Below are 11508 nucleotides of genomic sequence, written 5' to 3' on the forward strand. Positions count from 1 at the left end.
CTGTTCAAATGAGGAGAGAAAACGATGATAAATAAGGTGGATTACCAAATCGAGCTTGACCAGATCCGCGTAGCTCTAGGATATGACTTCATGTCGCTGGCTCTTGCTGAACCGGCGGAATATGACTATGTCATCCGGTGGAAATACGCCTCAGGGAACACAAATGACCGTTACAAACGGATTGTACTTCAATCTGGCAGAGGGATTGCAGGCATCGTGTTCAAGACCGGCAAACCGTTCTTAATCCCTTCTGTGCAGAAAGATGTGAAGCCTGATACCTTGTTTAATTATCCCATTACTAAGATGGAGAATTTGAACAGCATTGGTGCTGTACCGGTGTGGAATGATGCCCGCGTCGCAGGCGTGCTTCTGGGCGGTTTCAGGGGTGAACGGCAGGTAACCGCTGAAATGCTGAGAGACCTGGACAGGGCAGCACGTAAGGGGATTGGAGACTTGAACGGGAAGGAATTGTTGCTCAGTTGATGACACCCGGAATGGATCTGCGGAGCCTGCTCATGACGAAGCTGTTTGAGAACAGCTCGGAGGCGATGTTCTTTTTTGACCGGCAAGGGAAAGCCCTGGCGCTGAATCCGGCTGCCGAGAACATCGTTGACCAGGATATCCTGAAGCAGTTGTATCAGGGAAATCCGGAGGCACTATGCGGGACCTGCCGGGGATACACTAGTGAGACGGAGCTCCGCACATGTCTTAATTGTTACTTTCATACACCGGACTCAGAGGAGTTTACCTCTTATCAAGTCTATCTGGAGACGAAAGATAAGGGGATTGTCCCGTATGCCGCTACCTTTCACACGATAGATGACGAGAATGGTATCAGAGTGTTTATGCTCAGGGATCTAAGCAGACAGTTCACGACACAAGAGAAGTTCTACCAGAACAAGATGATGAAGCATATCATTGAGGCGCAGGAGAATGAACGTAAGCGGATATCCCGTGAACTGCATGACAGCGTTGCCCAAGAGCTGATGAGTGCCGTGATTGATCTGCGGGTGCTCAAATATATGACAGCCGATGAACAGCTGCTCAAGAAGGTGAAGCAGACCGAAGTATCCATGACAAGGCTACTGAATGATATCCGCAACCTTTCAGTGGAGCTCAGGCCGGCTGCACTTGATGATTTCGGGCTGGAGGCAGCATTCCGGTCACACTTTAAGCGGATGGAACAAAGCTATGGCCTAATAATTGAATATGAGTCCCGGCTTTTAGATAAACGGTATGAGAGTGAGATTGAGACCGTCATGTACCGTGTGTGCCAGGAAGCTGTGTTGAACGCCCTGAAGTATGCCCAGGTAGACAGCGTCAAAGTATCTCTTACAGAGAATGACGGTGTGCTGCGGCTTCTGATTAAGGATGAGGGAACAGGCTTCATTCAGGGAGGCGAACCCAATGGAACCGGACTTGGCCTTTTTGGCATGCAGGAACGGGCGGAGCTGGTGGGCGGCACCTTCACCGTAGATTCAGGAATAGGCAGGGGTACAACAATTCTTTTGCAGGTACCAGTAGGATTATCCCGAGGAAAGGAATGAGCTTCTGATGAAGATCGTCATTGCAGACGACCATGCGATCGTACGGAGCGGGTTCTCCATGATTCTCAATTTTCAGGATGATATAGAAGTGATCGGAGCGGCGGCAGACGGGAGGGAAGCTTATATACTGGTTGCCAAATTCCGGCCGGATATTCTGATTATGGATTTAAGCATGCCTCCGGGCGAAAGTGGGCTGGTGGCAACCGGGAAGATTAAAGAGGATTATCCCGATACCAAAATCCTGATTCTGACGATGCATGACGATGATGAATACCTCTTTCATGTATTGAAGAATGGGGCCTCCGGTTATGTTCTCAAAAGCGCCCCAGACGAGGAGCTTTTGCTGGCCATTCGGACCATTTATGAAGGTGGCACCTATATCCATCCTAAGATGGCGACCTCGCTGGTCCGTGAATTTATTAAGCAGGACAAATCCGCCGGCACAGAGGATCTGTTTGAGCTGTTGTCCAAACGGGAACTGGAGATCCTGCCGCTTATCGCCAAGGGATACGGGAACAAGGAAATCGCAGAGAAGCTGTTTATTTCAGTAAAAACGGTGGAAGCCCACAAAGCGAAAATTATGGAGAAGTTAAACCTTAAAAGCAGACCGGAGCTGGTCGAGTATGCTTTAAGGAAAAAAATGCTGGATTTCTGACCGGCAAATGGAGGTATAGCAGGATGCCGGAATATACAGGGCTCAAGTTTACGATGCCCGCCATGCGTATTCTTGAGAATGAACACCGCTATTTATCTTTTCTGCTGGAAGAGTGGCATGCTCTCGTACTCTGGTTTGAACAGGAGCAGCTCGCTCTGGAAGAAGCCAGAACACAGCTTCATAAGCTGCGTAAGGCAATTCTGGAGTTTACTGATCCGCTGAAGAAGCACACTGAGAAGGAAGAAACACATTTCTTTCCGCTGCTGGGCACTTATATCGGCTTTGAACAAGGACCGCTGGTCGGCATCCAGGAGGAGCACCGCGAGATTGACGGATATATAAGGCATTTCCTGCATCACACAGAGGGCAATATAAATATAGATCTGCTGCCGCTTGAGGATATCCGTGCAGCTGTTAAGGATGCAGGGGAGGCTTTTGAAGTTCTGATGGTACATTTTCTCAAAGAAGAGACTGTCATTTACCCGATGGCCGAGCATCAGCTGAGTCCGAAAGACAAAGAACGGTTAAGCCAACAACTGAATACGCTCATTACGTGACAATGAACAGGCTGCTCCTACTTGGGGCAGCCTTTTTTGGTCTTTTTAAGAGAGTAGATAAGGTATTATGTTTCGTTTGTGACAGGAGTGAATAAGTTCTGGAGCAAGGCTCCGCTATGTGGGTTTATTTTATTTTCAGGGTTTCCCCTGTCAGGGAAAGGGGACTCCCCTATATCTGAGCCGTGGGACCGGCGGATACAATGAGTACAGGAAGTATTGGTATGAATAATCAAGAGAATAAACGGCGAAAAGGTGAGTCGAATGATTAAAAAAATGCAATTGCCGCTACAAACATTAAACTTGATTACTGGATTCATGGTGTGGGTGATCATCTCTTCCCTGATGCCCTTTATTTCCGAGGATATCAGCATTCCTCCGGGGCGGCTGGCGATGGTCACGGCTATTCCGGTGGTGCTCGGCTCTATTCTAAGGATTCCTTTAGGCTATTATGCAAACATTCTGGGAGCACGCATTATTTTTATGTGCAGCTTTATCCTGCTTTTGTTTCCGGTCTACTTCATCAGTGAAGCCTCCTCGGTTACTCATTTAATTATCGGAGGTTTGTTCCTAGGAATCGGCGGAGCCGTATTTTCGGTAGGTGTGACCTCTCTGCCGAAGTATTACCCCAAAGATAAGCATGGTCTGGTCAACGGAATCTACGGGATCGGGAATATCGGAACTGCTGTCACTACCTTCTCGGCTCCGATTGTGGCCGCACAGATTGGCTGGGCACCTGCGGTTAAAATGTATCTGATCCTGTTACTGGTATTTATCGCATTAAATTTCTTCTTCGGCGATCGTCATGAGCCTAAACTCAAAACACCGATTATTGAACAGATCAAGGGCGTGTCTAAAAATGAAAAGCTCTGGCTGTTCTCCTTGTTCTACTTTATTACCTTTGGTTCCTTCGTTGCCTTCACTATTTATCTGCCGAACTTTCTAGTTTCGAATTTCGGTCTGGAAAAAGTGGATGCCGGGATGCGCACAGCCGGCTTCATTGCCGTTGCGACCTTCTTCCGTCCGATAGGCGGCTGGCTTGCCGACAAGTTCCAGCCTTTGTTTCTGCTCACCGGCACATTCAGTATTTATACGGTTGCAGCTATCATCCTGGCATTTATGCCTGACATGGGCTTATATACAGTGGGTTGCCTTGCTATTGCGTTCAGTGCGGGAATCGGTAACGGAGTCATATTCAAATTAGTCCCGCTGTACTTTAATAAGCAGGCGGGTGTCGCCAACGGGATCGTATCGATGATGGGCGGCCTGGGCGGCTTTTTCCCTCCTATTATGCTGTCGGTGATTTATTCGGCTACAGGGCAATATTCCATCGGGTTCATGCTGCTCTCTCAGGTAGCGCTGGCCAGTCTGGTACTGGTAGTGTGGCTCTATTTTCAGGACCGGCTTGCGCTTACCTCTGAAGTGTTCAATTCTACCGGACAGGGGATTCTGGTTACGGATGTCTCCGGTCTCATCAAGACCGTCAATCCGGCATTCACGAAGCTCACCGGCTATACCGAAGACGAAGTTCTCGGCAGACAGCCCAGCATTCTGAAGTCAGGTCGCCAATCCAAGGAGTTCTACCGCTTAATGTGGAGCGAGGTCAGGGAGAAGGGGATGTGGCAGGGTGAGATCTGGAACAAGCGCAAGAGCGGGGAAGAGTATTTGCAGTGGCTGAATATCAGCGCTGTGAAGGATGAGACCGGCGAAGATGTCCGGTATGTAGGCACATTCAGCGATATTACGGAGAAATAACCGGATGAACCGTTTTTTAGTCCGGCACTAAGTTAGGAGCAGATGAAGGTGGAAAAGACCAGAACTCCGGTTACCGTGGCAGAAGCTGTATTCCGGGTAACTGAAAGAGCATGCCGCATAGGTACAGAAAGGGTTCCACTTGCTGAAAGCTATGGACGGATCCTGGCGGAACCGCTGACGGCAACCCATGATGTTCCGCATTTTACCCGATCACCCTATGACGGATATGCAATCGCTTCGGCAGATTCTGCCGGTGCTTCCGGTAACAACAGGATCAGCTTTACTGTAGTAGATCATATCGGCGCAGGGGCAGTATCTCAGGTTGTAATAGGACCATGCGAAGCCGTTCGTCTGATGACGGGAGCGGCGCTGCCTCCAGGAGCGGATGCTGTAGTAATGTTTGAACAGGCTACAGCAGCAGGTCATACGTTTACAATCCGTAAAGCTTTTGAACCACAGGAGAATCTGTCCCTGCAGGGTGAAGATATGCGGTCAGGGGAAATGATCGTTCCGGCCGGCAGCTTCATTCATCCCGGTATTGTAGCACTGCTGGCTACATTCGGTTGCGGGTATGTTCAGGTCGGTAAGCGGCCGGTTGTAGGGATATTGTCTACAGGAACCGAACTGCTGGAGGTGACAGCACAGCTTGCCCCCGGCAAAATCCGCAACAGTAACGGACCGATGATTGCTGCCCAGCTCGCCCGGATGGGTATCCCTTACCGGCTGTATGATACAGCCGCAGACCAACTGGAAGCATGTCTGCTGACGGTACGGAAGGCGCTGACAGAAACAGACTGCTTGATTACAACGGGCGGTGTATCTGTCGGTGACTATGACTACCTGCCGGAAATTTATAAGCGGCTCGGGGCTGATGTGCTGTTTAACAAGGTGGCGATGCGTCCGGGCAGTGTGACCACAGTCGCGGTTACTGGGGATACCTATTTGTTCGGATTATCAGGCAATCCTTCTGCGTGCTTCACGGGATTTGAGCTGTTTGTTAGACCCGCCCTGCTCAAAATGATGGGGGCTGATAAAATTTATCTGCCGCGCACGACGGCGGTACTGGCGGAGGATTTCCCGAAGGCCAATCCATTCACCCGGTTTATCCGGGCTGTTCATGACCGCAGCTCGGTGCGTCCTGCCGGCTTCAATAAATCTAATGCCGTATCTTCTATCGCACGCGGGAATTCGCTGATTGTGCTGCCGGGCGGGACAAGAGGTTATGCCGCAGGTGATCTTGTTGATGTACTGCTGCTGGGTGTTGAAGAAGGTACGGATGAATGGGTACTGTAAGCCTACCGGAAGGGAGATAAGAGTCATGAATGCACATCCACTACAGGATCAACTGCGACGGCCTATCCATGATTTGCGGATTTCGGTAACAGACCGGTGCAATTTCCGCTGTTCCTACTGCATGCCGAAGGAAGTGTTCGGTGATGATTATGCATTCCTCCCCGCAAGCGAGCTACTAACCTTTGAAGAAATCTGCCGGCTGACGAAGCTGTTCGTATCCCTTGGAGTAAGCAAAATCCGGTTGACCGGAGGCGAGCCGCTCATGCGGCGGGATCTGCCTGAGCTTGTTGCGGGAATCCGCGCCATCAGTGGCGTAAAAGATATGGGACTGACGACGAACGGGGTACTGCTTGGTGGGCAGGCAGCGCCACTGTATGCTGCGGGGCTCCGCAGACTGAACGTCAGCCTGGATGCCCTGGAGCCTGAGGGGTTTGGAAGAATGAATGGACGGGGCTTTAAGTCTGGATTAATTCTGCAACATATTGATCATGCCGTTGAATCCGGGTTTGAGGTCAAAGTAAACATGGTGGTACAAAGAGGTGTGAACGAATCGGAGATTGTACCGATGGCAGCCTATTTCAAGGATAAGAATATAACGCTGCGGTTCATCGAGTTTATGGATGCCGGCAATGATAACGGCTGGAGCTATGAGAAGGTCGTAACTAAACGGGAAATACTGGAACGCCTACAAAACTCATTTGAATTGGAAGCACAGAACCACAATTATTTTGGCGAGGTAGCCAAAAGGTACCGGTACAAGGGCACCTACACAGAGGTAGGTTTTATAACTTCCGTATCCGAATCATTCTGCTCCTCCTGTACACGGGCCCGGTTGTCTTCGGACGGCAAATTGTACACTTGCCTATTTGCATCAGACGGTTTTGATCTCAGGGGAATGCTTCGCAGCGGTGCGAGTGACAAAAGCTTGTTGCTAGCCATTAGGGACGTATGGGAGCAGCGGACAGACCGTTACTCCGATGAGCGGACAGAACAAACCGTGAAGAACAGAACAAAGATCGGCATGTCCTATATTGGAGGCTGAAGGGCAGAATGCAATTTCAGCTGTTGATCGAGCCGGATTGCAGATCATTTTTGGCTGAGCAATGTATCCTTATTGTGCCTCAGGATCGAGCAATCCGGAAATGATCGCAGAATAGACTAACGCAGCAACAAGGAAGCTCCTCTACCCGGATTAACGGCAGAAGAGCTTTCTGGTTTTTTACAGCTATATCCTAGAAGTACAACACAAGCACAGACACATATAACATAAGGGAGAAGCCGATTTCGATGAGTCCGGTACGTTTTGCAGTGATTGCCGTCCTTGGGAGGATGGCTGCCCGCAGAAGCAGGATGAGCAGCGGAACAATCAGAGACGGAAACAGGAACAGCCCGGCTGCTGCAACCAGCAGGTGATACAGCACAGATCCGTAATAGAAATGGATATTTTTGCGTTCACGGATGATAGTTTTGACATACAATGCGGTTCCAACAAAGTACAGCACAGCCAGCAGGAACAGCTCGGCCGCTGTCCGCCAGCTCTCCCCCTGACCGACATAAAAGACCGGATAAATGATCAGGCAAAATGCCAAAATGGCCGAGATGTCATTGAGCAGGGCACGTTCATTTTTAGCTTTTGCATAATAGAGATTTACAGCGAATAAAGGCACGAGCGGCAGAACAAACCATAATAGTGCAGGTTCGGTTATCACTAGATGGACGATTATAGGCAGCAGCAGAATTCCATATACCTTCAAAGGCTTTTCATAGCGCTCAAATTTCCCTGTCTTTACCCCCTGCAGTAAAGGAAAGCTGAACAAATAGATCAGAAGCCAGCAAATAAACAGCGGAATATGTATAGGTTGCCAGCTGGATGCTGCTACCCCGAACAGAAAGGGAAGGACGAGCATCGCCCAGGCACCGTGCTGGTTAGGGATATACTTCTTCATACTATACATGACCTCCTACCCTGAAATATCATGGCATGTGAGGATGCCATACTCTTTAAATATACGTTTTTCCTGAGGGGACCCGGGTGATTTGAAGCACTAATCATTTCAAGAAAAGGAGTAAACATCGTGACTATGGAATCTCATCATACAGTAGTACATGGCCCGGTTCCTGTATTACAAATCGTCGGATTTAAGAATAGCGGGAAGACAACACTTGCTTGTCGTTTAATTCGCGCTCTATCCACTCAAGGTATACGTGTCGGGTCTGCTAAACACGATGCTCACCATTTTCAATTAGATGATCCAGGTACAGACAGCAGCAAGCATTTACTGCACGGGGCGGTTGAAACTGTACTGACATCGTCAGAGGCTACAAGAATAATGCGGAAGTCTGAGACTTCCTTGGAAGAAATCGTACAGTCTATGTATGGTAAGGTTGATCTGCTGATCGTTGAAGGGTTCAAGTCTGCGGAATACCCCAAAATCGCCATGATCCGCAATGTAGATGAAATGATAACCCTACGAAATCGAGTAACGAATATTTGTCTATGGTTAAGCTGGGAGGAGGATGCGAATATGGACAGTGTAACGTCTCCGATAAGCAAGAATTCTACCCCTGTACTGTCTCTCCGGGATCAAGCTCTTATTGATCAGGAGGTCCTCTCCCTGGCTTTATCGCTGCTTCAATCTAATCCGGGAATCCCTGATCTGGAAGAAGGAAGTTCCCTTACAGGAGGTGCAAATCTTGTTGACAGGAGTCATATTAGCAGGTGGACAAAATTCCCGGATGAAGGGTCAGAATAAAGCGCTTCTGACCTATAACGGGGAGCATTTTATTGTTAGACAGGTGAAGGAAATGCGTACTATTTGCTCCAAGATCATTGTTGTTACGAACGATGCATCCCCGTATGAGGATTGCCTTCCATCCGGTCTAAGTTATATACCAGACATCTATCTAGGGCATGGACCCTTAAGCGGGTTTCATGCCGCTTTTGCCAAGGTGGAGACGGATTATGCTTGGGTTGTCGGATGCGATAGTCCTAATATTTCTGCGCCCGCAGCTTCGTGGATGCTCACCCGGTTCAAGAAAGGCGACTATGCTGCTGTTCTTCCCATCATTAACGGAAAGCATCAGATGCTCCATGGGGTATATCGGCCGCACCTGATCTTGCCAATTATCATTGAAAGACTGGAAATGCTACAATACCGGCTATCAGGATTATTAGATTCGATGCATTGGTTAGGGGTGAATAAGGATGATCTCCTTGGTGCTGGTATACATGAGGATTTCACTGCAGATGTAGATACACCTGAGCAATATAAGGATTTGCTCCACATATCGAATCGTCGCCTTAGGTAAACCGGATCAATACAGTTACAACCTTCCAAGTCACTCAGGGTACTATGCATATAAATTAACTGATAAATTAGTACTGCTCAAATTGCCTTGTAGTATAATAATAATCAATTCAAGTCATCTAAACCTAAGTCACTAACATAGAAATTTACCCAAAAAGCGAGGCGTAAGGAAATGAATGCATCAGAGTTTCAACAGTATGTGAAGAAGTTCAGTGAAACCAAAGGTTTTGACACGAGCTCCATTGAGCAGAGAATGCTGTACTTAATGACTGAAGTAGGAGAGTTGTCCAAAGAGGTACTTTCCGTATCTTTCGACCCTGATGCGGAGAAGAAAGAAAACTTGGGATACGAGATGTACGATGTGGTGTGGAATATCTTTGATCTGGCCAATAAGCTGGATATTGATCTGGATCAGGCATTTAAACGTAAGTTGGAAATAAATGAACTTAGAACATGGGAGTAGCATAAAAAAATCCAAGGACGTCCCACTCGGGAAGCCTTGGATTTTTTTACATCAATCATTTTATTTAAATGAAGCATAACCTTCATCAGCCATTACAACACTACCGTTAATTGCACTAGCCTCTGGTAAGGAGAGCAAGTATACAGTGTCTGCAACTTGTTCAGGCAATGTTAGTTTGTTACCCATTACTTTGCTCTTCATCTGGTCGACCATTCCTTGATCTTTATATCCTTGGATGATTGGTGTATCTACAGCCCCAGGAGCAACGGCGAGTACGCGGATGCCATGAACGGACATTTCAAGTGCTGCGGATTTGGTCATCATAATAACCGCACCTTTGGAAGCATGGTATGCGAATGTACCTGGGGAAGCAAGGAATCCAAATACAGAAGCTGTATTGATGATGACCCCTTTGATGCCGAGTTCACGCATTTTTTTACCAGCAGCGATAATCCCATGGGCAACACCATGCTGATTGACATTAATAACACTATGATAATCTTTAAGATCTTGGTCTAGTACAGGAGTGACACGTCCGATCCCGGCATTGTTGAACATGACGTCAATTCTTCCATAAGTGACAACGGTCTTCTCAACCAATGCCTCTACCTCTTCATATTTGGAAACATCGGTTTTGACGAAAATAGCTTCGCCACCATCCTTGATAATCTGTGCGACCGTTTCTTCACCTAATTGTTGATTAAAATCGGCAACGACCACTTGGTCACCTTTACTTGCGAATTTAATAGCGGTTTGTTTCCCGATTCCACTGGCTCCACCAGTAATTACGGCTACTCTTTTGTCTGTCATTTGAGACTCCTCCTCGAGAAATATAGTTATACTAGAAATATAGGTTCATATAGTGAAAAGGTTATTTACTAACTTATTTACATTGTAACATCTGCCCGAATTAATTAAAATTTAAGTAAATTTAATAGGTATTAAGTAAATATTAACTTAGGGAGTGATTCAAATGAATTTAGAGCAATGCGAGAATATCGTTGAAGTCGCAAAGATTGGTTCACTAACCAAAGCCGCTCAGAATCGTCATATCACCCTGTCTGCCATAAGTCAGTCCATAACATTGCTAGAAGCGGAGCTTGGAGTTACTTTGTTCATTCGTTCGCGAGGCCAACGAGCAGTTCCCACAGCAGAGGGACATGCCATTATAAGCAAAGCAAATGAAGTTCTAATGAAAGTTAATGAATTAAAAGCTGAAGCCCAAATCTATAGCGATACGTTAAGTGGTCATTTGAAGATTGCTACGATTCCGGGACCCATGCATCTAATAGTGAAGGTCATATCCGGTTTTAAGGTGGATTTTCCAAACGTGAAAATAGAGATTTTTGAAAAGGGACCTAAAGAAATTCTGGATAATGTACTTCAGGATGAAATGGATATCGGACTGATGGTCTCACCAGAGGGCTTATCAGAGAAACATAAAGGAGTCGTATTTGAGGAATTAATGGAAGGGAAAATTGTTGTAGGTGTACATCCAAATTCACCGTTAGCTTTAAATACAATGATTACACCTGAACAGTTAGTGGGGCAGACGTTGGTTTTATACGATGATCATTACATACAGGATTTTGTGGAGCGTTATTTACTGAGAGTTGGGCCGATGAATATTCTTTTTATAAGTAATAACACCCGTGCCATTGAGAATGCAGTTGCGGCAGGACTCGCAATAACGATTGGTATGGATTATTCTTTTCTAAAAACATTTGAGGATTCTCAGAAGATCATGAAGACGATTGAGCTAAGATCCCCAGATCACCATAGTCCAGGTTCTATTGTTTCAGCTTCTAAACAAGGATCGAAAACGGTCCGAAGATTTATCAACAGGCTTAAACATGAATTTGATGAAATGATAAGAAGAAGTTAACAGTATGCCTTGGTAAATTTTATCTAACCTTTACGCTTCCTAGTTAAT

General features: G+C 47.0%; 13 protein-coding genes. 11 read left to right on the top strand and 2 right to left on the bottom strand.

Translation table 11 applies throughout. The features are described 5' to 3' along the window. The first annotated feature begins 24 nt into the window (after positions 1-24). The 7 genes from UQ64_RS06090 to moaA all read left to right on the top strand — a co-directional run bounded on the left by UQ64_RS06090 (position 25) and on the right by moaA (position 6846). Positions 25-483 carry a GAF domain-containing protein gene (locus UQ64_RS06090; protein ID WP_060622594.1) on the top strand — a complete coding sequence of 153 codons (459 nt, stop codon included), beginning with the start codon at positions 25-27 and terminating at the stop codon, positions 481-483. Continuing rightward, on the top strand, positions 483-1547 hold the full coding sequence (locus UQ64_RS06095) for a sensor histidine kinase (RefSeq protein WP_060622595.1): 1065 nt from the start codon (positions 483-485) through the stop codon (positions 1545-1547). The genes UQ64_RS06090 and UQ64_RS06095 overlap by 1 nt, the downstream gene beginning before the upstream one ends. A gap of 7 nt (positions 1548-1554) precedes the next feature. Next, entirely contained in the window at positions 1555-2202 is a 648-nt protein-coding gene (locus UQ64_RS06100) for a response regulator transcription factor (RefSeq protein ID WP_060622596.1), read from the top strand. Positions 2203-2225: 23 nt separating this feature from the next. Next, positions 2226-2759, top strand: coding sequence for a hemerythrin domain-containing protein (locus UQ64_RS06105; protein WP_060622597.1), 534 nt, complete (start codon positions 2226-2228; stop codon positions 2757-2759). Positions 2760-3020: 261 nt separating this feature from the next. Next, the gene (locus tag UQ64_RS06110; protein WP_060622598.1) at positions 3021-4511 is read left to right on the top strand and encodes an MFS transporter; all 1491 of its coding nucleotides are present in this window, start codon (positions 3021-3023) and stop codon (positions 4509-4511) included. A 42-nt stretch (positions 4512-4553) separates the two neighbouring features. Then, positions 4554-5804, top strand: coding sequence for a molybdopterin molybdotransferase MoeA (locus tag UQ64_RS06115; RefSeq protein WP_060622599.1), 1251 nt, complete (start codon positions 4554-4556; stop codon positions 5802-5804). Between the two features lie 25 nt (positions 5805-5829). Continuing rightward, positions 5830-6846, top strand: coding sequence for a GTP 3',8-cyclase MoaA (moaA, locus tag UQ64_RS06120; protein ID WP_060622600.1), 1017 nt, complete (start codon positions 5830-5832; stop codon positions 6844-6846). A gap of 190 nt (positions 6847-7036) precedes the next feature. Here the strand turns inward: moaA and UQ64_RS06125 are convergent, their stop codons facing one another. Next, positions 7037-7750, bottom strand: coding sequence for a YwiC-like family protein (locus tag UQ64_RS06125; protein WP_245237868.1), 714 nt, complete (start codon positions 7748-7750; stop codon positions 7037-7039). A 135-nt stretch (positions 7751-7885) separates the two neighbouring features. Between UQ64_RS06125 and mobB the strand changes: the two genes are divergently transcribed. The 3 genes from mobB (at position 7886) to UQ64_RS06140 (ending at position 9575) form a co-directional block, all read left to right on the top strand. Continuing rightward, positions 7886-8557 (top strand): molybdopterin-guanine dinucleotide biosynthesis protein B, encoded by a 672-nt coding sequence (mobB, locus tag UQ64_RS06130; RefSeq protein ID WP_245237904.1) that lies wholly within the window; start codon positions 7886-7888, stop codon positions 8555-8557. Next, positions 8499-9113, top strand: coding sequence for a molybdenum cofactor guanylyltransferase (gene mobA, locus UQ64_RS06135; RefSeq protein WP_156417465.1), 615 nt, complete (start codon positions 8499-8501; stop codon positions 9111-9113). The genes mobB and mobA overlap by 59 nt, the downstream gene beginning before the upstream one ends. Before the next feature lie 171 nt (positions 9114-9284). After that, entirely contained in the window at positions 9285-9575 is a 291-nt protein-coding gene (locus UQ64_RS06140) for a MazG nucleotide pyrophosphohydrolase domain-containing protein (protein ID WP_060622604.1), read from the top strand. Positions 9576-9635: 60 nt separating this feature from the next. Here UQ64_RS06140 and UQ64_RS06145 read toward each other — a convergent pair whose 3' ends face one another. Next, positions 9636-10385 (bottom strand): SDR family NAD(P)-dependent oxidoreductase, encoded by a 750-nt coding sequence (locus UQ64_RS06145; protein WP_060622605.1) that lies wholly within the window; start codon positions 10383-10385, stop codon positions 9636-9638. Between the two features lie 163 nt (positions 10386-10548). Between UQ64_RS06145 and UQ64_RS06150 the strand changes: the two genes are divergently transcribed. Beyond that, the gene (locus UQ64_RS06150) at positions 10549-11460 is read left to right on the top strand and encodes a LysR family transcriptional regulator (protein WP_060622606.1); all 912 of its coding nucleotides are present in this window, start codon (positions 10549-10551) and stop codon (positions 11458-11460) included. The last annotated feature ends 48 nt before the right edge of the window (positions 11461-11508 follow it).

Origin of the sequence: Paenibacillus etheri (genome assembly GCF_001012825.1) — a bacterium.
Lineage (GTDB): Bacteria > Bacillota > Bacilli > Paenibacillales > Paenibacillaceae > Paenibacillus_AQ > Paenibacillus_AQ etheri.